Below are 24336 nucleotides of genomic sequence, written 5' to 3'. Positions count from 1 at the left end.
CCCCCCCCCCCCGCCCCCCCCCCGCCCCCCCCCGCGCCCCCCCCCCCCCCTTCCCCCCCCCCCCCCCCCCCCCGGCCGGCCCCCCGCCCGCGGGCCGCCGCCGAGGTGGTCGGCGGTGAGCGGCTGGCCCGGCCGGGGGTGCAGGTGGCGCCCCGGTCGGACGCGCCGGCGCTGCCCGGGAACCTCACCGGGCGGTCCTGGCTGGTCGCGGACGGCACCTCGGGCGAGGTGCTGGCCTCGTACAACGCGCACGCCGAGCTGCCGCCGGCGTCCACGCTGAAGATGCTGTTCGCGGACACCGTGCTGCCGAAGCTGGACCGCGAGGCGGTGCACCGGGTCGCCCCGGAGGAGCTGACGGGGCTGGGGGCGGGCAGCAGCCTGGTCGGGATCAAGGAGGACCTCGACTACAAGGTCGAGGACCTGTGGCGGGGGGTCTTCCTGAGCTCGGGCAACGACGCCGTACACGTGCTCGCCCACATGAACGGCGGCATCGACCGGACGGTCGCCCAGATGCAGGCCAGGGCGGACGCGCTGCAGGCGCGCGACACCCACGTGGTCACCCCGGACGGCTACGACCAGGACGGCCAGGTCTCCTCGGCGTACGACCTGACGCTGTTCGCCCGGGCGGGGCTGCGCAACCCGGACTTCCGGGCGTACTGCTCGACCCGGGACGCCCAGTTCCCCGGTGCGGTGGACCGGGCGACCGGGCAGCGCGGCAGCTTCGGGATCGCCAACACCGACCGGCTGCTGGGCAAGTACCCGGGCCTGATCGGGGTGAAGAACGGCTACACCACCAACGCCGGGTCGACCTTCACCGGGGCGGCCGAGCGGGACGGCCGGCTGCTGCTGGTCACCGTGATGCACACGACGACCTACCAGAAGGTGTACGACGAGGCGGCGGCCCTGCTCGACTGGGGTTTCGCCGCGGCCGACCGGGTGAACCCGGTCGGCGAGCTGGCCGAGGACACCTCGGCGGTCGGGGCGGCGGCCCCGACGGCGGAGCCGAGGCCCAACCCGGTTCCGGACACGGTGCCCTCGGCCGCACCGAGCCCGCCGCGGTCGGTGCCGGCGGCGCCGCCGGTCGCCGCTCCGGCCGACGCGCGGCAGCCGGAGCACGCCCGGCACTCGGGCGGTACGGCGGGGATGCTGGCCGCGGGCCTGTGCACGGCGGCGGCCGCTGCGGCGGCGCTGCGGCTGCGCCGGGACCGGGCCGGGCGGTTGTCGCTGCGGCCGGCGCTGCGCCGCTGGGCGGGCACGGGGGCGGGGCCGGTGCGACGGCGCTGACGGCGCCGCACCGCCCCCGTCCCGGCGGGGCCGGTCAGCGGGTGCCGCGGGCCCGGGCGGCGCGCAGCGCCTTGCGGGCGGCCCGGGTGGCGAACGGCGGCAGCACGTCGATGGCGATCCGGCGGGCGGTGGAGCGCTCCGGGGCCGTGCGGGTCTGCGGGGCGCCGTTCGGCTGGGGCCCGTCGAAGGCCAGCCGGTAGCAGGTGTGGCCGGCGATCTGCTCGTCGTCCATCCGGAAGCCCTCGGCGCGCCAGTCGCGCGCGAGCAGGTCCTTCTGGACGGCCGCGGCGTCGCCCCAGGTGCCGTAGAACTTCTCCGGAGTGAGGCAGACCGGCTTGAGGCCGAGGTCGAAGACGGCCTCCCAGACGGCGGCGGCGACACCGGGGGTGTGCGGGGCCCGGTAGTCGTCGAAGGCGACCACGCCGTCCTTGGCCAGGACGTCCCGGGCGACCAGGACGTCGCCGGCCACGTGCTCGTACAGGTGCGAGGCGTCGACGTGGACGAAGCGGCAGGAGCCGGCCGGGACGCGGCCGTCGGCGAGCACCGAGGTCGGCGCCTGGACGATCACCGGCAGCTCCTCGTGGAAGGCGAGGTAGTTGGCCTCGAAGGCCTGCCGGGTGAGGGTCTTGCGGTAGGACATGGCCATCTCGGCCGAGTTGTCGGCGTCGGGGGCGTCGGAGTCGAACAGGTCGCAGACCGTGAAGGTCTCCCCGGGCTGCAGGTACTGGCCCAGGACGACGGCGCTGCGTCCGAGGTAGGCGCCGAGTTCCAGCAGGTCGCCACCGGTGCCGGCGGCGGTCTGGCGGCGGAGCAGCCAGCCGAAGATCTCTTGGTCCGCCTTCCAGAACCACCCTGGTACGTCGTCCGGCGTACGTGGGACGGGGGTGGCGGTGACGGTGTCTGCGCTGGTCACGGGGGGCTCCATGGGTGCGGCGGACGGGTGGCGCGATGCGGGGCTCCCGCCGGCGGGGGTGTGCGTGGGCGACAGCCTGATGAGGACCGGATGAGAACCGGATGAGACGTGGACGTGATCCTAGTCACGTCCGAGTGTGCCCGACAGGGGCGCGATCTCACTTCTCGGCCGACGCTTCGATCAGCCTGCGGCCCTGTTCGCGTGCGCGCATCCGGGCGGCGGCCGGGTCGGCGAGGGCCGTCCAGGCCGCGCAGTACAGCAGGAGCCGGGCGACGAAGTCGATCCAGAGCAGCAGCGCGACCGGGACCCCGAAGGCGCCGTAGAGGCTGCGGCCCGCGACCGAGCCGAGGTAGGAGGACAGCGCGACCTTCAGCACCTCGAAGCCGACCGCGCCGATCAGCGCACCGCCGAACAGGGCACGGCGGGACTGGTCGGCGATCCTCGGGAAGGGCCCGAGGAGGTAGGCGAAGAGCAGCAGGTCGGCGCCGACGGCGATGAGGAAGCCGACCACCGTCAGCACGGCGCGGCCGGAGCTGCCGCTCAGCCCGATCGCGTCGGCGAGCCGCCGGGCGAGCGTGGTGGCGCCGGCGGACGCGCCGAGCGACAGCAGGCAGACCACGCCGAGGCCGAGCAGGACGACGCAGTCCCAGGCCTTGCGGACGAACACCTTGCCCGGGTCCTGGGGCAGCCGCCAGATCGCCCGGACCGAGCCGCGCATGGTCTCCACCCAGCCGAGTCCGGAGAGCAGCAGCACCACGCCGCTGATCACGCCGACCGTGGCCGCGTTGTCCACCAGGGAGTTCAGGTCGATCGCGTCGGAGAGGCCGGAGGCCTGGTCGGCGATGTCCTTCTGGAGTTCGTCCACGCGCTGCTGGGAGAGGGCCGCCGCGGCGATCGCCAGGGCCACGGTGAGCAGCGGGAAGAGCGCGAGGAAGCCGAAGAAGGTGACGGCGCCCGCCAGCCGGTTGCCCTGGGTGTCGCCGAACAGCTGGTAGGCCTGCCAGGCGCGACTGCGCATCAGCCGGGCCAGCAGCGGACCGACGACCGGGAGACGGGTGAGGAAGTCCACGGGCCCACCCCCTCGGGATCACCTGAACGAGCGACGACCGGTCCTGTATACCGTGCGCGGTGATCAAGTGTGGCCGGACGCGTCGGCGCGCCGGGCGGGCTGCCCCTGGCTGGCCTACAGCCGGGCCGGGGGCGGGACGGGGCTCAGGAGCCGGTGGGGGTGCCGACGTCCGAGGCGGTGCCGTCCGTCCGGGCGGCGGACTGCCCGGACGGGGCCGGCCGGGCCTCCTGGCCGGCCTGCGGCGCTGCCGGGCGGCCCTGCACCGGGGTGGTGTCGCGGACGCTCGCGGCGCGCTTGGCCCGGCGGGCGGCCCGGGCGGCGAGCTGCCGCGTCCGGGCGAGGGCGCGGACGCTCTGGTAGGTCAGGTAGTGGCCGTGGCTGAGCAGCTCGGTGCGCACGCCCTCGGCGCCGGCGGCGGGCTTGTAGTCGGCCGGGCGGAGCCGGGCGCAGTGCTGGGCGGCGCGGCGGAAGAACTCCCGGCGGTCGCCGGGCGGCACCCGGTCGGGGCGGCTGACCACGGTGTTGAGGTGGTGCACCATCCGGGCGAAGACCACCGGCCGCCAGCGGTCGAGGTCGGGCCGCCGGTCGAGGAAGGCGAAGACCAGGTCGTACTGGTCGAAGATGTCGAAGTGCTTGCGGCTGACCGTGGCGAGTATGTTGCCGCCCTGCTTGCGCTGGCGGTAGTGCACGCCGACCCGGTCGAGCACCGTCATCCGCCCGGCGGCGAGCAGCGCCGGGAAGGTCCACGGGGTGTCCTCGTAGTACCCGGCGGGGAAGGTGAGGCCCTCGGCGTCGATCCAGTCGCGGCGGTAGGCCTTGTTCCAGACCACCATGAGCAGGTCGAGGAGGTCGGGGCGGCCGTCGAGGTCGAACACGTCGGGGCCGGAGCGGGCGAACAGCGGGGCGGAGGCGGAGCGGACCACGCGGCCGTCCCAGTAGGTGCGCGCGTAGTCGTAGACCAGGATGTCCGGGTCGGTGCAGGCCCTCAGCCGCTCGTCGATCGCCTGCAGCAGGCCGGGGGTGAGGGTGTCGTCGCTGTCCAGGAAGATCACGTAGTCGCCGGCGGCGACGGCCAGGCCGGCATTGCGGGCGCGGCCGAGGCCGACGTTCTCGTCGAGGTGGAGCACCCGGATGCGCGCGTCCCGCGCGGCGGCCTCGTCCAGCATCGCCCCGCAGCCGTCCGGCGAGCGGTCGTCGACGGCGATCAGCTCGAAGTCCGCGCACGACTGGGACAGCACCGAGTCGAGACACTCGGCCAGGTACTCCTCGACCTGGTAGACGGGGACGATCACGCTGAAGCGGGGCATTTGCAGCTCATTCTAAGGGGGCGCTCAGTCGACCGTGATCTCCGGACGGGTCTCGCCCGGGACCGGCGCGCGGCCAGCGGCAGATTAGCCGCCGCAGCCGGGGGCGCGCACCCCCGGGCGGGCGGAGTGCGCACCCGCGGCGTGCGCGCGCCGCCACCGTCCGCACCGCCCCGCGGGCCCGGACCGCTCCCGGGCCGGGACGCCCACGGACGGTAGGATCTCCGTACATCTGTGCCGATTCGCCCGCGGCCCGACGCCCCCGATGAAAGGCCCGCACGCCCGATGGCCCCTCGCCTCTCCGTCGTCGTCCCGATCTACAACGTCGAGCGCTACCTCGAGGAGTGCCTGGACTCCATCGCCGCCCAGACCTTCAGCGACCTGGAATGCGTCATGGTCGACGACGGGTCCAAGGACGGCAGCGCCGCCATCGCCGAGGCCTACGCCGCGAAGGACTCGCGGTTCCGGCTCGTCCGGCAGGAGAACAAGGGCCTCGGCGCGGCCCGCAACACCGGCTACCGGCACATCGCCGACGGCACCGAGTTCCTCGCCTTCGTCGACAGCGACGACACCCTGCCGCCGAGCGCCTACGAGCTGATGATCGGCACCCTGGACGAGACCGGCTCGGACTTCTGCACCGGCAACGTCCAGCGCTTCCGGGCCGTCGGCTACTACCAGTCGGGCGGCCACCGCAAGCCGTTCAAGGAGACCCGGCTGCGGACGCACATCACCGAGGTCCCGACCCTGGTCACCGACCGGACGGCCTGGAACAAGGTCTACCGCCGCAGCTTCTTCGACGGCGCCGGCATCCTCTACCCCGAGGGCATCCTGTACGAGGACGCCCCGGTGAGCGTGCCGCACCACTACCTGGCGACCAGCGTGGACGTGCTCTCCGAGCCGATCTACCACTGGCGCGAGCGCGAGGTCGGCGAGATGTCGATCACGCAGATGAAGACCAACCCCAAGGGCCTGATCGACCGGGTCACCTCGATGGAGCTGGTGCGGGCCTGGTTGCTGGAGCAGACCGACCCGAAGTTCAAGCGCTACCTGCGCACCTACGACGAGAACAACCTCGTCGAGGAGATCCCGATGTTCTTCGGGTCCGTCCTGGACGGCGACACGGACTACCGGGACGCCTACCTGGAGTGCGCCGGCCGGCTGCTGCGCGCCATCGGGCCCGAGCAGATCCGCAAGCTGCGCGCGCCGCTGCGCCTCAAGTACCACCTGACCCTGCAGGGCCGGATCGACGAGCTGGTCGAGCAGATCCGCTTCGAGCGGGACACCAAGGGCGCCGCGCCCGCGCGCGGCCTGCTGCGCCCCTTCGCCGACTACCCGTTCCTGCGCGGCGGGCGCAAGAGCGTGCCCGCGGACGTGCTGCGCCTGGACAACGCGCTGGTGATGCGCACCCGGCTCTACGACGCCTCCTGGACGGAGGGCAAGCTGCACCTCACCGGGCACGCCTTCCCCGAGCACCTGGGCGCCGAGCACCGCAGCGACATGGTCAAGGTGCTGGTCCTGCGCGAGGCCAAGGGCCGCCGGGTGCTGGCCCTGCCCGCGAAGGCGCAGTACAGCCCGGAGGCCACCTCCAGCTCCCCGCACGACCTGTACAGCTGCGACTGGGCCGGCTTCCGCGCCGTCATCGACCCGAAGCGGCTGAAGCACCGCGGCGAGTGGCGCGAGGGCTCCTGGCGGGTCCTGATCGCCGGCATCGGCAAGGGCGGCGTGTACAAGGGCCGGATCTCCGGCGGCTGGAGCGACCGGGCCGAGTACCCGCCGGTGCACTGGGTCGAGGACGACGTCCGGGTCGTGCCGTGGCTCAAGGACAACCACGTCAACCTGCGGGTCGAGAAGGTCCGGGCGCGCGCCGCCGGCGTGACGGCCGAGCACGGCACGGTGACCGTCCGCGGCCGGGCCGCCTCCGGTCTGGACCTGGCCGGCGCCCGGCTGCGGCTGCTGCACGTGGAGTCCGACCGCGAGCTGCTCTTCCCGCTGGAGCTCGGCTCCCCGGTGGGCCGCGAGGTGCCGTTCGCCGCGCACTTCCCGGTCGCCGACATGACGGCCGTCCGCAAGGCCTGGGCCGCCCTCGACCCGGCGTCCGCCGAGCGCCTGCGCGACCGCTGGGACACCGAGCTGCAGCTCGCCGACGGCAAGCGGGTGCCCGTCGTGCTCGACGAGCGCACCGCGGCGGTCGAGTTCGACCTGCCCGTCGAGAACGACACCCGGGCGCTCTACACCAAGGCCTCCCCCAGCGGGTACCTGCAGTTCAGCGACCAGGTGCTGCAGCCGGTCGTGGAGGAGGTCACCGCGCGCGGCACGGACGGCTTCCTGCTCAGCGGCACCTTCCCGCTGCCCGGCACCCACACCTACGAGCTGGTGATCCGCCACGACTGGCACGAGGAGGAGCACTGCTACCCGGTGGAGATCGTCGACGGGCGGTTCCGGGCGGCGCTGCCGGCCGTGCCGACCGCGGCCTTCGCCGGCCAGGTGCCGCTCCGCCAGGGCCTGTGGGAGGTCTTCCTGCGGCCGGTCGGCGCGCCCGCCGACGAGGTGTGGCCGCCGGTCCTGCTCGCGCCGCGCTGCCACGCCGCGCTGCCGGTGGAGACCGAGACCCGCGGCAAGCGGGTCGTGCTGGAGCGTCGCGGCTACGACTCGCTGACGCTGCTGGCCCACTCCGACCTCCTCCCGGAGGAGCGCAGCGGCTACCGGCACCGGCAGCTGCGGATCAACGACTACCCCGCGGCCCGCACCCGCCCGGTCGCCGACACGGTGCTGTACCTCACCTCGCACGGCGACCGGTACGCGGGCGCCCCGCGCGCGGTGCACGAGGAGCTGCTGCAGCGCGGCCTGCCGCTGCGCCACCTGTGGAGCGTGGACGACCAGCAGGCCGAGCTGCCCGGCACCGTCGAGGCGCTGCGCCAGGACAGCGCCGAGTGGTACGAGGCGCTGGCCACCGCCCGGTACATCGTCACCGAGGCGCACCTGCCGGACTTCTTCGAGCGGCGGCCCGGCCAGACGGTGCTGCAGACCTGGCAGGGCACCCCGCTCAAGCGGATCGGCCTGGACTTCGAGAAGGTCTGGTTCACCGACGCCGAGTACGTCAAGCACCTGCGGCGCGAGGTGCCGCACTGGAGCCTGCTGGTGTCGGGCAACGGCTTCTCGACGCCGGTGCTGCGGCGGGCCTTCGACTACGGCGGCGAGATCCTGGAGGCGGGCAACCCGCGCAGCGACGTGCTGCTCGCCGCCGACCGGGAGAAGACCGCCGAGCTCGTCCGCACCCGTCTCGGCCTGCCGGACGGCAAGAAGGTGGTGCTCTACGCGCCGACCTTCCGCGAGGACATGCGCCGCCCCCAGGACGGCTACCAGCTGGACCTGCGGATCGACCTGGCGGCGGCCCGGGCCGCCCTGGGCGACGACCAGGTGCTGCTGGTGCGGCGGCACCCGCTGATGTGCGGCCAGGTGCCGGGCGCCGGCGACGGCTTCGTCTGGGACGTCAGCACCTACCCGGACACCGCGGAGCTGCTGCTCGTCGCCGACGTGCTGGTGACGGACTACTCCTCGGTCATGTTCGACTTCGCGGTCACCGGCAAGCCGATGCTGTTCTTCACGCACGACCTGGAGCACTACCGGGACAACCTGCGCGGCTTCTCCTTCGACTTCGAGGCGACCGCGCCCGGCCCGCTGCTGCGCACCTCCGAGGCGCTCGTCGAGGCGCTCGGCCGGACGGCGGAGGTCGCCGAGGAGTACGCGGACCGGTACGAGGCCTTCCGCGAGGCCTACTGCCACCTGGACGACGGCCGGGCGAGCGCCCGGGTCGTGGACGGACTGCTCGCGCACGAGGGCTGATCCGCTCCACCGGGCGCCCCCGCCGCGTTTGTTGACCGGCGGGGGCGTCACGGTGTGAGATGTCCCGGACCCGGACCGCCCGACGGCGGCCGGGTCCGCCGGTCACTCCTCCTGACCGGCTCCCGCCGTGAAGGGCCGCCTCCCGTGTCTGTGAAATCCGCCGGCGCTCCGTCGCCGACCGAGCCGCGCGCCGTCATACGCTCCCTGCGCTGGGAGGACGACACGTTGCTGCTGACCGGGTTCGCGCACCCGCAGGACCGGCCCTCGGCCACCCGGGGCAGCGCCCGGACCCTGCTGGTGCTGCGCCGCACCGGCAGCCGGGCGTTCGGCTGGGTGTCCACCAGCCCGGTGTACCTCCCCGAGTCCACCGAGGACAGCGGCCTGGCGGAGCTCAACCACGACTGGGCCGGTTTCACGGCCGCGATCGACCCGACCCGGTTCCGGCGCCGCGGTACCTGGATGGAGGGCGAGTGGCGGGTGTCCGCCACGGTCTTCACCGGCCTCAAGCGCAGCCAGGGCGGGTTCCAGGGCCACTGGTGCGGCACCGCGGAGACGCCGCCGGCGCACTGGGTCGCGGACGACGTCCGGGTGGTCCCGGTGTTCCGCGCCAAGCACCTGCGGCTGCGGGTCGAGCGCATACCCGTCCGGGTGCGCGCGGCCGTCCTCACCGAGGACGCGCTCGAACTCTCCGGCGCCGTCGACGGCCGGGTCGGGCGCACCGCGATCCGGCTCCACCGCCCGGAGGGCGGCGCCGAGACGGTGGTCGACCTGACCGCCGACGGCGCGGGCTTCACCGCCCGCATACCGCTGGCGGTGCTGACCGGCGGTGCGGAGTCCGACGAGCCGTGGCAGGCCGAGCTGGTGCACGCCGACGGCCGCACCGAGCCGCTGGTCGTCGACGAGCGGGGCGGCCCGGTCACCGGCCAGTTCCCGCTGCCGGGCACCGCGGACCTGCTGCACGTCGCGCGGGACCGCCGGGACGCCCTCGAACTCGCCGTCCGCCCGCCCGTCGCCCGGGTCGACGAGATCACCGAGCTGCAGGACGGCTTCGTCCTCGGCGGCTCCACCCCGACGACCGGCCAGGGCCCGCTGGAACTCGTGCTGCGGCACTCGGACGGCACCGCCGAACTGCGCCACCCCGCCACCGCGACCAGCGCCGAGCGCTTCCGGGTCACCCTGCCCGCCGGGACGGCCACCGCCGGCGGCGACCGCCTCCCGCTGCGGATGGGCGTGTGGGAGCTGCTGCTGCGCACCGCCGACGGCACCGAACGGCGGGTGACCGTGGCGCCGGCCGCCTTCGACGCCCTGCCGGCCGCGGTCACCGTCGGCCCCAAGACGGTGAAGCTGGAACGCCGTTGGCTGGACACCCTCTTCGTGGACTCCTCCTCCGTCCTGACCGCCGAGGAGCGCAGCGCCTTCGCCCAGCACAGGCTGCGGACGGTGGACTACCCGGCGGCCGGCCACGGCGAGCTGCGCGAGGCGGTCTTCTACGACGTGTTCGGCGGCCGCGGGTACGCCGACTCCCCGGGCGCGATCCACCGCGAGCTCGTCCGCCGCGGCGTCGACGTCGAGCACATCTGGGCCGTCAACGACGCCCAGGGGCAGGTGCCGGCCGGGGTGCGGACGGTGCGGGTGCAGAGCCCCGAGTGGTACGAGGCGCTGGCGACCAGCCGCTACCTGGTCGGCAACACGCACTTCCCGGACTTCGTCGAGCGCCGGCCCGGCCAGGTCGTCGTGCAGACCTGGCACGGCTCGCTGCTCAAGCGGATCGCGCACGACGTGGAGAACGCCTGGCTGGCCGACGCCGGCTACCTGGAGGCGCTGGACCACGAGACGCCGCACTGGAGCGTGCTGGTCTCCCCCAGCCCGTTCGCCACCCCGATCCTCGGCCGGGCGTTCCGCTACGGCGGCGAGATCCTGGAGTCCGGCTACCCCCGCAACGACCTGCTGGCCACCGGCGACGACGCCCTCGCGGCGCGGGTCCGGGCCCGGCTCGGCATCCCCGAGGGCCGCCGGATCGTGCTGTACGCGCCGACCTGGCGCGAGGACCAGCAGCGGGACAACGGCGCCGGCTTCCGCCTCGACCTGCAGCTGGACACCGAGGCGGCCCGGGCCGCGCTCGGCGAGGACCACGTGCTGCTGGTGCGCCCGCACGCGCACGTCCGGGAGCCGCTGCCCGGCGCCGGGGACGGCTTCCTGTACGACGTCGGCGACTACCCGGACGTCCAGGAGCTGCTGCTCGTCGCCGACGTCCTGGTCACCGACTACTCGTCGATCATGTTCGACTTCGCGATCACGGGCCGCCCGATCCTCTTCTTTACCTACGACCTGGAGCGCTACCGCGACGTCCTGCGCGGCTTCTACTTCGACTTCGAGACCGAGGCCCCCGGACCCCTGGTCCACACCTCCTCGGAGCTGGTCGAGGCGCTGCGCGACGTGACGGCCGCCACCGCGGACCACGCCGAGCGGTACGCGGCGTTCCGTGCCCTGCACTGCGTGCTGGACGACGGCAAGGCGAGCGCCCGGGTCGTCGACCGGATGCTCGCCGGCTGACGCCACCGCCGCGGCGGTGGGCCGGGACCCGCCCGATAGGGTGGCACCGCTCGGACACCCGTTCCGCGCCGCCCCCGCAACCCCCATACGGAGTGAACCGTGCTGGACACCTCAGCCGTCGCCGTCGGTCCCGCCGCCGGCCGGCGCCTCCACCGGGCGGCCCGGCGGGTCGCACCGCGGTGGCGCATGCCGCTGCTGGTGACGGTCGGCTGCCAGGTGATCTGGCTGTTCTACTGGGCGGCCTTCTACCCGGGCCTGCTCAGCTACGACTCGGTGATGTACACCTGGCAGGTCACCACCGGGCACTGGACCTCCGACCACTCGGTGCTCTACGACGCCGCGGTCTGGCTGGCGCTGCACCTCCCGGGCAAGTTCGCGCTGCTCACGCTGGCGCAGACGACCGTGATGTCGGTGACGCTCGGCTACACCTGCGCGGCCGTGCGGGACCTCGGGGTGCGGGCGCGCTGGTGCGTCCCCGCCGCGCTGGCCACCGCCGCGCTGCCGCCGACCGGGACCTTCGTGGTGTTCGTCTGGAAGGACGTGCCCTTCACCATCAGCGCGGTGCTGGTGTTCGCCGCGGCGGCCCGGCTGGTCGCCCGGCGCGGCACCGCGCCGGAGCCCGGCCGCTGGCTGCGGCCCGGCGGCTACCGCTTCGACCTGCTGGTGTTCTCCGCCGGTCTGCTGGGCCTCGGGCTGTTCCGCAACAACGGCCTGATCGTCGCGCTCTTCGCCGGCCTGGTGCTGCTGCCGTTCCTGCCCGGGCTCCGCAGGTCGCTGGCGGTGCTGACGCTGATCGCGGTCGTCCTGCCGGGCGCCGCCCAGCTCGGCGGCTACCGGATGCTCGGTGTCGCGCAGCCCCCGGCCAACTCCGTGTTCGGCATGAACTACGCGGACATCGCGGTCGCCTACAAGGAGGTGCCGTGGGTGTTCAGCGGCGCCGACCGCCGGCTGCTGGCCGAGGTCGCGCCGATGTCCACCTGGGAGACCGGCGCCAACTGCCGCACCGCCGACCTGCTCTCCAACAGCAAGGCCCCGTTCGACCGGAACGCCGCCCAGCAGCACAACGACGAGCTGGTCGGCCTCTGGACGAAGGTCTTCAAGAAGCGTCCCGACGTGCTCGTCGACGCCCGGCTGTGCCGCGGCGCGATCGCCTGGGACCCGTTCTCCGACTGGAACGTGGACGCCGGCGCCACCATCATCGCGCCGCTGGAGCGCCCCGGTGACCTGTGGGGATGGGCCGCCGCCCCCGAGACCGCCGACCCCGCGGCCGGCGCGGTGCAGATCAGCGGCCGGATGGCCGACAGCCCCTACCTCCCGGCGCTGCGCAGCCACCCGCTGTCGAAGAGCCTGAACCTGGCCGCCACCTGGCTCACCGACCTCTCGAAGGCCCGGCACTTGGACACGCTGCTGTGGCGCGGCGCCACCTGGACGTACCTGGCGTACGCGGCGCTCGCCTGCTACGCGGTGGGACGCCGGAACCGGGCGGTGTGGGGGACGGCCGGGGTGCTGCTGGGCATGCAGCTGATGCTGATGGCCTCCACGCCCGCCGGGCTGTTCCGCTACAACGTGGCCCCGCTGTTCATCGGGCCGCTCTGCCTCGGGCTGATCGCGGCGGCGCGCGCAGGCGTTCAGAACAGTCGGCGGCGCAGTGCGCCGGCCGCCGCGCGCGGCGAGAGGACGTCGCGCAGCGCCTCGCCCTGGCGGTCGGTGCGGATCCGGGTGGCGCGCGGCCGGCCGCCGGCCAGCGCGGGCCTGGCCCGTCCGGCCGGGCCGAGGCCGTCGGGGCGCAGCGGCATGTCGTAGGTGCCCGTCCCGAGCCGCAGGCGCAGCAGGAGGCGCCAGCTGCCCGGGGCGGGCAGGGCGGCCGGGTCGACGTGGACGCGGGCGGTGAAGAGGCCGCCGTCCTCGGCGGGCAGCGGGAGCTCGACCTCCGGTCCGCCGCCGGTGCGCCGCAGCAGCAGGCTCTGCCGGGGCCGGTCGGGGCCGTAGGCGCCGGGCGGCAGGGTCAGCGCGGTGCGCGTCTCGACGAGGTAGCCGCGGCCGTCGCGGTGGACGGCGCCGTGGTCGGGGCAGCCGGCCTGCTGGAGGCGGGCGAGGTCTTCGAGTTCGGTGCGCCGGCCCTCGCGCAGCAGCCGCACGCGGATCCGGTCGAGCGGTGGCAGTGCGGTGAGCGCCGAGTCGGGGACGAGTTCGGCCAGGATCGCGCCGGACTCGCGGGCGTACCGCTCGCGCAGGTCGTCGGACCAGTCGAGGAACTCGCCGCGGAACCGGTTGAGCAGTTCCTCCTGGACCCAGCGCAGCAGCAGCCCGTCCCGGTCGGCGCCGGGCTCCGTGTGCGCGAGCACCGTCTCCACGGCGCCGCGGACCTGGGCGTAGAAGGGCTCGGGTTCGACCACCTGCCGGGTGAGGTGGTCGAAGCCGTCGCGCTGCACGAGGTAGTAGCAGTCGTAGTCGGCGACCACCGAGATGGCGCGGGCCAGGAAGTAGGCGGGGACGACGAACGCCTGCTCCTCGGCGAGCCGGACGCCTTCGGCGAACCGCAGGCCGTGCTCGGCGACCAGGGAGCGGCGGTACAGCTTGTGCGCGGTCAGGCTCCACACGGCGCGGGTGGTGCGGACGTCGCCGGTGGTGACGCCGGTCTCGAACGGTATGCGGGCGGCGCTGCGGCCGACGCCCCTGATCCGGCCGAGGACGACGTCGGAGCCGTCCCGTTCGGCGGCGTCGACCATGCGCCGCAGGGCGTCGGGGCCGAGGTGGTCGTCGGGGTCGGCGAAGAAGAGGAACTCGCCGCGGGCGAGGGCGATCGCGCGGTTGCGCGGGCCGCCGGGGGCGCCGCTGTTGGGCTGGTGGACGACGGTGACCTGCGGGTGCTCGGCGGCCCAGCGGTCCAGTGCCCCGCCGCTGCCGTCGGTGGAGCCGTCGTCCACCGCGACGACCTCCAGCAGGTCGCGGCCGAGGGTCTGGTCGAGGATCGAACCCAGGCACTCGTCGAGGTGGTCCACCGCGTTGTAGACCGGAATGACCACGCTGACCTTGGGTATCGCCTGCTCGACCATGCGGGACATGATAGGTCGCCGCGCCCGGGCGCCCGGGCGCGGCTACCCGCCGAAGGCGTAGTCGCGCCAGGGCCGCCAGACCTCGTCGGGGCCGAACCGGGAGAGGCCGAAGCCGGGCACGGTGAAGGCTGCGTGGAAGGCGCGGGCCTTCTCCTGGGCCTCGTCGAGGATGTCCTCGGGCAGGCCGTGCGCCACGGTGACGTGCGGGTGGTACGGGAAGGCCAGCTCGCGGGCGAGCGGCCCGGAGCGCACCGCGGCCTCCAGTTCGCGGCACTCCTGTGCGCCGCCCTCGACCCGGACGAACACCACCGGGGAGACCGGCCGGAAGGTGCCGCTGCCCTGCAGCAGCATCGGGAACGGCCGGTGCGCGGCGGCGACGCCGAGCAGGTGCGCCTCGATCTCCGGCAGGCGCACGGTGGGCACCTCGGTCGGCGGCAGCAGCGTGACGTGGGTGGGTATGGACCGGGCGTGCGGGTCGCCGTGGCCCGCGCGGGCGTCCTGGACGGCGGAGCCGTACGGCTCCGGCACCGATATCGACACGCCGATGGTGACGGCCTCCGGGAGTCCGCGGAACTCCCGGGGGCCGCCGCCGTCGGCGCCTGCTCCGGCGGTGCGCGCCATCAGCGCTTGGGCGCCAGGAAGCCGATGCGGTCGTAGACCGTGGCGAGGGTCTGCGAGGCGACCTCGCGGGCCTTCTCCGCGCCGAGGCCGAGCACCCGGTCGAGCTCGGCCGGGTCGTCGAGGTAGGTCCGGGTGCGGGCCTGGAAGGGCGTGACCCACTCGGTGAAGAGCTCGGCCAGCTCGGTCTTGAGCGCGCCGTACATCCGGCCCTCGAAGTGGGCGACCAGCTGCTCGATCGACTGCCCGCTGAGCGCGGAGTGGATGCGCAGCAGGTTGGAGACGCCCGGCTTCTCCTCCTCGTCGTAGGAGACGACGGTGCCGGTGTCGGTGACGGCGCTCTTGAACTTCTTGGCGCTGGCCTTGGGGTCGTCGAGCAGGTTGACCAGGCCCTTGGCGGAGGAGGCCGACTTGCTCATCTTCGCCGTCGGGTCCTGGAGGTCCAGGATCTTGGCGGTCTCCTTGAGGATGTGCGCCTTCGGCACGGTGAAGGTGGGCTCGTACCGGGTGTTGAAGCGCTCCGCGAGGTCGCGGGTGAGCTCCAGGTGCTGGCGCTGGTCCTCACCGACCGGGACGAGGTCGGCCTGGTAGAGCAGGATGTCCGCGATCTGCAGGACCGGGTAGGTGAACAGGCCGACGGTGGTGCGGTCGCTGCCCTGCTTGGCGGACTTGTCCTTGAACTGGGTCATCCGGGACGCCTCGCCGAAGCCGGTGAGGCAGTTCATGACCCAGCCGAGCTGCGCGTGCTCGGGCACGTGCGACTGGACGAACAGGGTGCAGCGCTCCGGGTCGAGGCCGGCGCCGAGCAGCTGGGCCGCGGAGATCCGGGTGTTCTCGCGGAGCTGGGCCGGGTCCTGCTCGACGGTGATCGCGTGCAGGTCGACGACCATGTAGAAGGCGTCGTTGGCGTCCTGCAGCGCGACCCACTGCTGGACGGCGCCCAGGTAGTTGCCGAGGTGGAACGAGCCCGAGGTGGGCTGGATGCCGGAGAGCACCCGGGGACGGTCCTTGACCGGACCTGCGACCGCTGCGTTGACCATGTCGGCCATTGTTCCAGTTTCACCGACCGCTCAGGAAACATCTGCCCCTGGAGGTTCCGCCAGTGTGACCGCACTCACCCGGATCCGTTCGATCCGGCGGCCGTCGAGCTTGGCGACGGTCAGCCGCACCCCGTCCTCGGTGGTGACCTGGTCGCCGGACTCGGGCAGCCGGCCGAGCTCGCGGACGAGGTAGCCGGCCACCGTCTCGTACGGGCCCTCGGGCAGGGCGACGCCGGTCTCGTCGGCGAAGTCGGCGAGGTTCAGCATGCCGTCGAGCTCCATGCCGCCGCCGGCCAGCCGGCGGGTGGCGGTGGTGTCGAGGGCGTCGTACTCGTCGCGGATCTCGCCGATGACCTCCTCGACGAGGTCCTCCAGGGTGACGATGCCGGCGGTGCCGCCGTACTCGTCGACGACGATCGCCAGGTGGTGGCCCTCGCGGCGCATCTCGCCCATGGCCTCCAGCACCCGCTTGGTGGCGGGCAGCAGCTTGACCGGCCGGGTGAGGTCGCGCACCCGCACGGCCTTGGCGCCGCGGGCGCCGTAGAGGTCCCGGACGTGGACGAAGCCGGTGACGGAGTCGTAGGAGCCCTCGACGACCGGGTAGCGGGAGTGCGGGGCGGAGTCGGTCTCCGGGCGGACCTCGGAGACCAGGCGCTCGGCGTCGAGGAAGGTCACCTCGGTGCGGGGCTTCATCACCTCGCGCAGCTGGCGCTCGCCGGCCGCGAAGACGTCGTTGATCAGGGCGCGCTCGTCGCTGCCGAGCTCGGTGTTGGCGGCGACCAGGCCGCGCAGCTCCTCGGAGCTCATCGAGCCGCGGCCGGCCGTCGGGTCGCCGCCGAGCAGGCGCACCATCAGGTTGGTGGAGAGGCCGAGCACCCAGATCGCCGGGCGCAGCACCACCGACATGACGTCGACGACCGGGGCGGCGAGCACCGCGATGGAGTCGGCCCGCTGCAGCCCGATCCGCTTGGGGGTCAGCTCGCCGAGGACCAGCGAGGCGTAGCTGATGACCAGGGTGAGCCCGACCAGGGCGACGGTGTCGGCGAGCCCTTCGGAGAGGCCGAGGCGGACGAAGAGCGGGGCGACCTTGCCGGCCAGGGTGTCGGCGCCGAACGCGGCCGAGAGGAAGCCCATGCAGGTCACGCCGACCTGGACGGCGGCGAGGAAGCGGTTGGGGTCGGCCGCGAGGTGGGCGGCCCGGGCCGCGCGCCGGGTGCCGGCCGCCTCCAGGGCGCGGATCTGGCCCTCGCGCAGCGAGATCAGCGAGATCTCGGCGACGTTGAACAGACCGCCCAGCATGATGAAGACGAGGACGAGCGCGGCGTCCTCGATGTTTTCGGTCACGGCAGGAGTGTAGAAGGACGGCCGGGCGCCCCCCGGGCACCCGGCCGTCCTTCCTGTGCGGGCCGCGTCGGCCGCGGGGCTCAGATGAGGCCGAGCTCCTGCACCGCGTCGCGCTCCTCGGCCAGCTCGTTGACGGAGGCGTCGATGCGGGCGCGGTCGAACTCGGAGAGCTCCAGGCCCTGGACGATCGTGAAGGTGCCGTTCTCGGTGGTGACCGGGAAGGAGGAGATCAGGCCCTCCGGCACGCCGTAGGAACCGTCGGAGACGATGCCCATGGAGGTCCAGTCGCCGGCCGGGGTGCCGTTGACCCAGGTGTACACGTGGTCGATGGCGGCGTTGGCGGCCGAGGCGGCCGAGGACGCGCCGCGGACCTCGATGATCTCGGCGCCGCGCTTGGCGACCTTCGGGATGAAGAAGTCCTGGACCCAGGCCTGGTCGGAGCCGGTGGCCTCGAAGGCGGACTTGCCGGCGATCTCGGCGTGGAAGACGTCGGGGTACTGGGTGGCGGAGTGGTTGCCCCAGATGGTGACCTTCTTGACGTCCTCGACGGTGACGCCGGCCTTCTTGGCGAGCTGGGCGACGGCGCGGTTGTGGTCGAGGCGGGTCATCGCGGTGAAGCGCTCGGCCGGGACGTCCGGGGCGTTGCGCTGGGCGATCAGGGCGTTGGTGTTGGCCGGGTTGCCGACGACCAGGACCTTGATGTCGTCCGCGGCGTGGTCGTTGATGGCCTTGCCCTGGGGGCCGAAGATGCCGCCGTTGGCCTGCAGCAGGTCGCCGCGCTCCATGCCGGCGGTGCGCGGGCGGGCGCCGACCAGCAGGGCGACGTTGGCGCCGTCGAAGGCGGTGGCGGCCTGGTCGGTGATGGTGATGTCGCGCAGCAGCGGGAAGGCGCAGTCGTCGAGCTCCATCGCGACACCCTCGGCGGCCTTCAGGCCCTGCGGGATCTCCAGGAGGCGGAGGTTCACCGGGACGTCGGCACCGAGCAGGTGGCCCGAGGCGATGCGGAAGAGCAGGGCGTAGCCGATCTGGCCGGCCGCTCCGGTAACGGTGACGTTGACGGGGGTGCGAGTCATTTCTACCTTCTCCAGCAAATCGCCAGGTGCCCCAGGCACGTCGTCGGCGCACTGGAGCCGAGGATGATCTCTCGACGTCGAGAGACCTGCGTCAGGTTATCGCAAAGGCAAGCGTATGCCGCCTCGCCGGGCGTGGCTGTTGCGTCACACAGCGCGCGCCACGCCGTCGGCGCGGGGCGCGGGGCCGCCCGTCCCGCGACCGCCCCGCGCCCCCGCCGGGTCAGTGCCGGGGCCGGCCGACCAGCCGCCCGATGTCGTCCAGCCACGAGAGGTGCAGCCACGGATCGGGCTGCGCGACCAGGGTGAGCAGCACGATCACGCCGCCGAGGAAGGTCAGCACGCCGACGTCGGTGAAGCGGCTGCGCACCGCGAGCATGCCGACCTCGGGCAGGGCGGCGCGCAGGGCGGCGCCCAGCAGCAGGGCCAGGCCGACGATCAGCAGGCCGATCTTGAAATCGGCGAACCAGATGACGGCGAGTCCGAGCCCGGCCACCGCGAGGCAGAGCGTTATCGGCCACTGCCGCACCGGCAGCGAGTGGCCGCGCCCGAGCGCCGCGGCCGAGCCCTCCGGCGGCAGGGTGCCGGTGGTTTTCAGCGGACGGCGCCCGGTGCGGGGGGCGCGCACGACGGCCATCGGCTCAGCCGTCGGCGCGGCGCTCGGCCGCCTCGACGATGTTGTTGAGCAGCATGGCGCGGGTCATCGGGCCGACGCCGCCCGGGTTCGGGGAGATCCAGCCCGCGACCTCGGCCACGCCGGGGTGCACGTCGCCGACGATCTTGCCCTCGCTGCGGCTGACGCCGACGTCGAGGACGGCCGCGCCGGGCTTGACGTCGGCCGGCTTGACCAGGTGCGGCACACCGGCGGCGGCGATCACGATGTCGGCCTTGCGCAGGTGGTAGGCGAGGTCCCGGGTGCCGGTGTGGCAGAGGGTGACGGTGGCGTTCTCGCTGCGGCGGGTCAGCAGCAGGCCGATGGAGCGGCCGACGGTCACGCCGCGGCCGATCACGACCACCTCGGCGCCGTCGATCTCGACCTGGTGGCGGCGGAGCAGCTCGACGATGCCGAGCGGGGTGCACGGCAGCGGGCCCTGGATGCCGAGGGCGAGGCGGCCGAGCGAGGTCGGGTGCAGGCCGTCGGCGTCCTTGTCCGGGTCCATCAGCTCCAGGACGGTGTTCTGGTCGAGGCCCTTGGGCAGCGGCAGCTGCACGATGTAGCCGGTGCAGGCCGGGTCGGCGTTGAGCTCGCGGACGACGTCCTCGACGTCCTGCTGGGTGGCGGTGGCGGGCAGTTCGCGCTGGATGGAGGCGATGCCGACCTCGGCGCAGTCCTTGTGCTTGCCGTTGACGTACCAGCGGCTGCCCGGGTCGTCGCCGACCAGGACGGTGCCGAGGCCGGGGACGACGCCCCGCTCCTTGAGGGCCGCCACGCGGACGGCGAGTTCGGACTTGATCGCGGCGGCGGTGGCCTTGCCATCGAGAATCTGGGCAGTCATGGCCCCCATTGTCCCGGATCGGCGGAGGCGGACGCGCCGCGGGCCGGGCCGCCGCCCGGGGGCGCGGCCCGCGGTGTGCGCGCCGCCCCGGTGCCCCGGGCGGCCCGGCCGGCGCGCCCCCGGAACGAACCGCCGCAAAGGCGGGCAGGGCGTGCGCGGCCCGGTTGCGGTTGCGCCACAGTTGCGTCCGCGGGGCGGTCGCGGCTGGACAGCGCGCCGTGGTAACGACCACGATGGCCCGAGCAATCTCTGCTGCCCGCGTCCTGGTGACAGGCCATCGGGGACCACGGGGGACGATCGTCGGGGGAAGACCACAGTGAGCAATCCGTACCAGCCGGATCCTTACGGCGGCTACGGCCAGCCGCAGCAGCAGCCCTACGGCACGCCCGGGTACGGCGCACCGCAGTACCAGCAGCCCCAGCCCCAGCCCGGCTACGGCTACCCGCAGCAGCCCCAGCCGTACGCCCCTGCCGGCCCCGTGGTCGTCCAGGCGAACTCGCCGGCCACCGCGTCCGTGGTGCTGGGATTCGTCGCCATCCTGACGTCCTGCTTCTACGGCGGCTTCCTCGGCCTGATCGGCCTCGGCGTCGGCATCGCCGGCCTGAACAAGTCGAACCAGACGGGCGTCGGCCGCAACGCGGCCATCGGCGGGATCGTGCTGAACGTCCTCGCGGTGCTGATCTCCATCGCGATCGTGGTCTTCTACTTCAGCGTCCAGCCGTGACCGTCGCCGTGCCCTCGTCCGCAGGTGCGCTGACGACCCGTTGGCGGCGGACCGCCGGCACGGTGTCGGGCGGGCTGATGCGGGTGCTGCTGCGCGGAGCCGGCGGTGCGGTCGCCGCGGTCGCGGTGGCCCAGCTGCACGACGCCCACGACCCCGGCGTGCTCTGCCTGCTGCGCCGCTTCACCGGCATCCCCTGCCCGGCCTGCGGCAGCACCACCGTCTTCATCGAGGCCGGACACGGCAACTGGGCGGCCGCGCTGGCCGCCAACCCGGTCACCGTGGTGGCCGCGCTCGCGCTGCTGCTCGCACCGCTCGGCCCGGGACGCTGGTGGTGGGAGCTGTCGAACAAGCGGCGCAACGCGGTGATCGGCACCGCCTTACTGCTGGCCTGGACGTGGCAGCTGAACCGACTCGGCATCTCGCGTCCCTGAAGTCCGCGGGACCTGACGGGCATTGACCTCCCGATGTCAGGTCCCTCCGCTAGTGTCCCATCCGGTCGGTGCCTCAACTGCCCGTCCGTCCCCAGGGTTTTCCTGCAGTTCCGTCCACACTCCTTCCTGCCCGGAGGCATTCGATGAGCTACCCGCCCGACCCGAACAACCCGTACAGCCAGCAGCCGCCCGCGCCGGGCTACGGCTACCCGCAGCAGGCCCCGCCGCCGGCCCCCGGCTACGGCTACCCGCAGCAGGCCCCGCCGCCGGCCCCCGGCTACGGCGCCCCCGGCGGCTACGGCATCCCGCCGCAGCCGGGCCCGTACGGCAACGCGGCCCAGGTGCAGCAGTTCTACGCGGGCTGGGGTTCGCGGGTGGCGGCGTACATCGTCGACTACCTGATCGTCGGCGTGCCCGCCGGCATCTTCTACGGCATCGGTGCCGCGGTCGGCATCTCCAAGGCGGAGTGCACCACCGACCCGACCACCTACGCCTACAGCTGCACCGGCGGCGGCGTCTCCGGCGCCGGCATGGCCATCATGGCCATCGGCTGGCTGCTGGCGATCGCGGGCGGCCTGTGGCTGATCCACCGCGAGGGCACCACCGGCCAGACCCCGGGCAAGAAGATGGTCAACATCCGCGTCCTGCGCGAGGCCGACGGCCAGCCGCTGGGCTTCGGCATGGCCTTCGTCCGCAAGATCTGCCACGCCGTCGACGGCATCTGCTGCCTCGGCTACCTGTGGCCGCTGTGGGACGCCAAGAAGCAGACCTTCGCCGACAAGATCATGAGCTCGGTGGTCGTCAAGTCCCAGTGATCGGCCCTCCCGCCGACCGCAACGCCGAAGGCCCCCGCACTCCGAGGAGTGTGGGGGCCTTCGGCGTTGCGGATCAGTGGAAGAAGTGCCGGGTGCCGGTCAGGTACATCGTGACGCCGGCCTTCGCGGCGGCGGCGACCACCTCTTCGTCGCGGATCGAACCGCCGGGCTGCACCACGGCCTTCACACCGGCGGCGGCCAGGATCTCCAGGCCGTCCGCGAACGGGAAGAAGGCGTCCGAGGCGGCGTAGGAGCCCTGCGCGCGCTCACCGGCCCGCTCGACCGCGAGCTTGCAGGAGTCCACCCGGTTGACCTGGCCCATGCCGACGCCGACCGAGGCGCCGCCCTTGGCGAGCAGGATCGCGTTGGACTTGACGGCCCGGCAGGCCCGCCAGGCGAAGGCGAGCTCGGCGAGCTCGGCCTCGGAGAGCGCCTCGCCGGTGGCCAGCGTCCAGGTCGACGGGTCGTCGCCGGCCGCGTCCACCCGGTCGACCTGCTGCAGCAGCGCGCCGCCGCTGATCCGGCGGACCTCCAGCGCGTCGGCGGGCGCCTCGGGGGCGCGCAGCACGCGCAGGTTCTTCTTCTTGGTCAGCACCTCCAGGGCGCCGTCCTCGTAACCGGGGGCGACGACGACCTCGGTGAAGATCGGGGCGATCTGCTCGGCCAGCTCGACGGTGACCGGGCGGTTCACCGCGATGACGCCGCCGTACGCGGAGACCGGGTCGCACTCGTGCGCCTTGCGGTGGGCCTCGGCGACGTCCGCGCCGACCGCGATGCCGCACGGGTTGGCGTGCTTGATGATCGCGACGGCCGGCTCGGCGTGGTCGTACGCGGCGCGGCGCGCGGCGTCGGTGTCCATGTAGTTGTTGTAGGACATCTCCTTGCCGTGCAGCTGCTCGGCGCCCGCCAGGCCGCCGGTGCCGTCGGTGTAGAGCGCCGCCTGCTGGTGCGGGTTCTCGCCGTAGCGCAGGACGTTCTGGCGCTCCCAGGTGGCGCCGAGGAAGGCCGGGAAGGACTCCTCCGACTCCGTGTAGCCGGACTCCTCGAACCAGGAGGCCACGGCCACGTCGTACGCGGCGGTGTGCGCGAAGGCGGCGGCCGCCAGGCGCTTGCGGGTCAGCAGGTCGAAGCCGCCGCCCTTGACCGCGCCGAGCACGTCGTCGTAGCGGGCCGGGTCGACGACCACGGCGACCGAGGGGTGGTTCTTGGCCGCGGCGCGGACCATCGACGGACCGCCGATGTCGATCTGCTCGACGCACTCGTCCGGGGTGGCGCCGGAGGCGACGGTGGCGGTGAACGGGTAGAGGTTCACCACGACCAGGTCGAACGGCTCGACACCCAGCTCGGCGAGCTGCGCGCGGTGCGACTCCAGGCGGAGGTCCGCGAGGACGCCGGCGTGCACCCGCGGGTGCAGGGTCTTGACCCGGCCGTCCAGGCACTCGGGGAAGCCGGTCAGCTCGGAGACCTCGGTGACCGGGACGCCCGCAGCGGCGATCCGGCCCGCGGTGGAGCCGGTGGACACGATCGCGACCCCGGCGGCGTGCAGCCCCTGGGCCAGCTCCTCCAGTCCGGTCTTGTCGTAGACGCTGATCAGCGCACGGCGGATCGGGCGTACGTCCTCGGAGACGGGGGGCGTGCTGTGGGCGGCGCTCATGCCGGAATCCATACCTTTCGGTCTTCGATGCGGTGGCCTTCGCGGGCCAGCCGGCCCACGACCTCGACGAGCAGCGTGCGCTCGACAGTCTTGATGCGCTCGTGCAGCGCTTCGCCGCCATCGGCGTGGTCGGCGTCGAGGACCTCCACGACGCCCTGCGCGATGATCGGCCCGGTGTCCACGCCGGCGTCGACCAGGTGGACGGTGCAGCCGGTGACCTTCACGCCGTAGGCGAGGGCGTCCGGCACGCCGTGCGCGCCGGGGAAGGCCGGCAGCAGGGCGGGGTGGGTGTTGACGATCCGGCCGGCGAAGGCGCCGATGAACTCCGGACCGAGGATCTTCATGAAGCCCGCGGTCACCACCAGGTCGGGCTCGTACCCGGCGACCGAGGCGGTCAACGCGGCGTCCCATGCGGCCCGGTCGGCGTGGTCGACGATCCGGTGGACGAAGGTCGGGATGCCGGCGGCCTCGGCCCGCTTCAGGCCGGCGATGTCGGTGCGGTCCGCCCCGACGGCGAGGATCACCGCGCCGTAGGCCGGGTCCTGCGCCGCGTCGATCAGCGCCTGGAGATTGGTGCCGGAACCCGAGACCAGGACCACCAGACGGGCCGGTCCGGGCGTGCGCGGCGGAAAGACTTGGGCGGAAGCGGCGGCCACTGCGCGAATCTCCGTACGTCGTGTCGCCCGCTGGTACGTCCACCGTCGGTGGGGCCACTACGGGCGGCGGCAGGTCGAGCCGGACGGCACCGCCGGGGCGTCTCCGCTGCGCTGCGGGGGCCCGGGGGAACCGCTGTGGACTGCTGACCGTCACCACGATAACGGCTGGTCGAAGGCGTTCCGTCACCAGCAGACCACGCTACGCGCGTAGTTGAGATACGGATCTCGCCGTACGGTGCCGCAGCCGGACACGGACCGGCGGTCCGCGGGCACGCCGGCGGGCTCGGGTGGGTGGCGTGCGGGTGGGTGGGAGGTGTGCGAGCGGGTAGAAGGGGCTCGGTCGCCGCGGGCGGGACGGCGGTGTCGGAGGCGGTGCTGCGGGGCGGGCGGTGCGGCGGACGGCAGGGCCCGGCACGGCCCGCGGGCCCACCCGGCAGGGCGGCGCCGAGCCCGTACCGCCCTGCGG

Annotated in this window: 18 protein-coding genes; 6 read left to right on the top strand and 12 right to left on the bottom strand. The window is 73.7% G+C overall.

Translation table 11 applies throughout. The features are described 5' to 3' along the window. The first annotated feature begins 144 nt into the window (after positions 1-144). Complete coding sequence (locus tag ABD353_RS12085) at positions 145-1284, top strand: D-alanyl-D-alanine carboxypeptidase family protein (RefSeq protein ID WP_425555142.1); 1140 nt, start codon at positions 145-147, stop codon at positions 1282-1284. 34 nt (positions 1285-1318) lie between these two features. Here ABD353_RS12085 and ABD353_RS12080 read toward each other — a convergent pair whose 3' ends face one another. The 3 genes from ABD353_RS12080 to ABD353_RS12070 all read right to left on the bottom strand — a co-directional run bounded on the left by ABD353_RS12080 (position 1319) and on the right by ABD353_RS12070 (position 4573). Continuing rightward, the gene (locus ABD353_RS12080; protein ID WP_425555141.1) at positions 1319-2209 is read right to left on the bottom strand and encodes a class I SAM-dependent methyltransferase; all 891 of its coding nucleotides are present in this window, start codon (positions 2207-2209) and stop codon (positions 1319-1321) included. A 145-nt stretch (positions 2210-2354) separates the two neighbouring features. Next, on the bottom strand, positions 2355-3266 hold the full coding sequence (locus ABD353_RS12075; RefSeq protein ID WP_344623528.1) for a YihY/virulence factor BrkB family protein: 912 nt from the start codon (positions 3264-3266) through the stop codon (positions 2355-2357). 143 nt (positions 3267-3409) lie between these two features. Further along, entirely contained in the window at positions 3410-4573 is a 1164-nt protein-coding gene (locus ABD353_RS12070; protein WP_344623527.1) for a glycosyltransferase family 2 protein, read from the bottom strand. Positions 4574-4855: 282 nt separating this feature from the next. Here ABD353_RS12070 and ABD353_RS12065 point away from each other — a divergent pair, with 282 nt between their 5' ends. Both ABD353_RS12065 and ABD353_RS12060 read left to right on the top strand, forming a co-directional pair. Next, complete coding sequence (locus ABD353_RS12065) at positions 4856-8413, top strand: bifunctional glycosyltransferase/CDP-glycerol:glycerophosphate glycerophosphotransferase (RefSeq protein WP_344623526.1); 3558 nt, start codon at positions 4856-4858, stop codon at positions 8411-8413. Between the two features lie 144 nt (positions 8414-8557). After that, positions 8558-10966, top strand: a complete 2409-nt coding sequence (locus tag ABD353_RS12060; RefSeq protein ID WP_344623525.1) for a CDP-glycerol glycerophosphotransferase family protein — start codon at positions 8558-8560, stop codon at positions 10964-10966. Positions 10967-12594: 1628 nt separating this feature from the next. On the opposite strand, the gene ABD353_RS12055 is transcribed toward ABD353_RS12060, so the two are convergent. From ABD353_RS12055 to ABD353_RS12025, 7 genes are all read right to left on the bottom strand, one after another. Further along, positions 12595-14022, bottom strand: a complete 1428-nt coding sequence (locus ABD353_RS12055; RefSeq protein WP_344623524.1) for a glycosyltransferase family 2 protein — start codon at positions 14020-14022, stop codon at positions 12595-12597. Positions 14023-14064: 42 nt separating this feature from the next. Further along, the gene (locus ABD353_RS12050; RefSeq protein WP_344623523.1) at positions 14065-14643 is read right to left on the bottom strand and encodes a 2'-5' RNA ligase family protein; all 579 of its coding nucleotides are present in this window, start codon (positions 14641-14643) and stop codon (positions 14065-14067) included. Next, positions 14643-15680: a tryptophan--tRNA ligase gene (gene trpS / locus ABD353_RS12045; protein ID WP_344623522.1), complete on the bottom strand. Its 1038-nt coding sequence runs from the start codon at positions 15678-15680 to the stop codon at positions 14643-14645. Before trpS ends, ABD353_RS12050 begins: the two co-directional genes overlap by 1 nt. A gap of 30 nt (positions 15681-15710) precedes the next feature. Then, positions 15711-17024, bottom strand: a complete 1314-nt coding sequence (locus ABD353_RS12040) for a hemolysin family protein (protein WP_344623521.1) — start codon at positions 17022-17024, stop codon at positions 15711-15713. An 80-nt stretch (positions 17025-17104) separates the two neighbouring features. Beyond that, entirely contained in the window at positions 17105-18097 is a 993-nt protein-coding gene (locus tag ABD353_RS12035; protein WP_344623520.1) for a malate dehydrogenase, read from the bottom strand. A 220-nt stretch (positions 18098-18317) separates the two neighbouring features. Then, a complete protein-coding gene (locus tag ABD353_RS12030; RefSeq protein WP_344623519.1) occupies positions 18318-18731 on the bottom strand; it encodes a DUF3017 domain-containing protein in 414 nt (137 codons plus the stop codon). Positions 18732-18735: 4 nt separating this feature from the next. Beyond that, entirely contained in the window at positions 18736-19590 is an 855-nt protein-coding gene (locus tag ABD353_RS12025; protein WP_344623518.1) for a bifunctional methylenetetrahydrofolate dehydrogenase/methenyltetrahydrofolate cyclohydrolase, read from the bottom strand. Between the two features lie 316 nt (positions 19591-19906). Between ABD353_RS12025 and ABD353_RS12020 the strand changes: the two genes are divergently transcribed. The 3 genes from ABD353_RS12020 to ABD353_RS12010 all read left to right on the top strand — a co-directional run bounded on the left by ABD353_RS12020 (position 19907) and on the right by ABD353_RS12010 (position 21560). After that, positions 19907-20314: a hypothetical protein gene (locus tag ABD353_RS12020; RefSeq protein WP_344623517.1), complete on the top strand. Its 408-nt coding sequence runs from the start codon at positions 19907-19909 to the stop codon at positions 20312-20314. Next, positions 20311-20745, top strand: coding sequence for a DUF2752 domain-containing protein (locus ABD353_RS12015; protein ID WP_344623516.1), 435 nt, complete (start codon positions 20311-20313; stop codon positions 20743-20745). Before ABD353_RS12020 ends, ABD353_RS12015 begins: the two co-directional genes overlap by 4 nt. Positions 20746-20888: 143 nt before the next feature. Next, positions 20889-21560: an RDD family protein gene (locus ABD353_RS12010; protein WP_344623515.1), complete on the top strand. Its 672-nt coding sequence runs from the start codon at positions 20889-20891 to the stop codon at positions 21558-21560. 73 nt (positions 21561-21633) lie between these two features. Here the strand turns inward: ABD353_RS12010 and purH are convergent, their stop codons facing one another. Further along, positions 21634-23214 carry a bifunctional phosphoribosylaminoimidazolecarboxamide formyltransferase/IMP cyclohydrolase gene (gene purH / locus ABD353_RS12005; protein ID WP_344623514.1) on the bottom strand — a complete coding sequence of 527 codons (1581 nt, stop codon included), beginning with the start codon at positions 23212-23214 and terminating at the stop codon, positions 21634-21636. Further along, complete coding sequence (purN, locus tag ABD353_RS12000; protein WP_344623513.1) at positions 23211-23870, bottom strand: phosphoribosylglycinamide formyltransferase; 660 nt, start codon at positions 23868-23870, stop codon at positions 23211-23213. The genes purH and purN overlap by 4 nt, the downstream gene beginning before the upstream one ends. Positions 23871-24336: the final 466 nt, after the last annotated feature.

This window comes from Kitasatospora arboriphila (assembly GCF_039528095.1).
GTDB classification, from domain to species: domain Bacteria; phylum Actinomycetota; class Actinomycetes; order Streptomycetales; family Streptomycetaceae; genus Kitasatospora; species Kitasatospora arboriphila.
The sequence above is the reverse complement of the archived record's forward strand: the minus strand, read 5'-3'. Positions and strand labels throughout refer to the sequence as shown.

Excerpts from the sequence above, each read along its gene's own strand:
- trpS (WP_344623522.1), bottom strand. The coding sequence starts at position 15,680 with ATGGTCAACGCAGCGGTCGCAGGTCCGGTCAAGGACCGTCCCCGGGTG.
- ABD353_RS12025 (WP_344623518.1), bottom strand. The coding sequence starts at position 19,590 with ATGACTGCCCAGATTCTCGATGGCAAGGCCACCGCCGCCGCGATCAAG.
- ABD353_RS12080 (WP_425555141.1), bottom strand. The coding sequence starts at position 2,209 with ATGGAGCCCCCCGTGACCAGCGCAGACACCGTCACCGCCACCCCCGTC.
- ABD353_RS12065 (WP_344623526.1), top strand. The coding sequence starts at position 4,856 with ATGGCCCCTCGCCTCTCCGTCGTCGTCCCGATCTACAACGTCGAGCGC.
- ABD353_RS12030 (WP_344623519.1), bottom strand. The coding sequence starts at position 18,731 with ATGGCCGTCGTGCGCGCCCCCCGCACCGGGCGCCGTCCGCTGAAAACC.
- ABD353_RS12035 (WP_344623520.1), bottom strand. The coding sequence starts at position 18,097 with ATGACTCGCACCCCCGTCAACGTCACCGTTACCGGAGCGGCCGGCCAG.
- purH (WP_344623514.1), bottom strand. The coding sequence starts at position 23,214 with ATGAGCGCCGCCCACAGCACGCCCCCCGTCTCCGAGGACGTACGCCCG.
- ABD353_RS12010 (WP_344623515.1), top strand. The coding sequence starts at position 20,889 with ATGAGCTACCCGCCCGACCCGAACAACCCGTACAGCCAGCAGCCGCCC.
- ABD353_RS12050 (WP_344623523.1), bottom strand. The coding sequence starts at position 14,643 with ATGGCGCGCACCGCCGGAGCAGGCGCCGACGGCGGCGGCCCCCGGGAG.
- ABD353_RS12070 (WP_344623527.1), bottom strand. The coding sequence starts at position 4,573 with ATGCCCCGCTTCAGCGTGATCGTCCCCGTCTACCAGGTCGAGGAGTAC.
- ABD353_RS12055 (WP_344623524.1), bottom strand. The coding sequence starts at position 14,022 with ATGGTCGAGCAGGCGATACCCAAGGTCAGCGTGGTCATTCCGGTCTAC.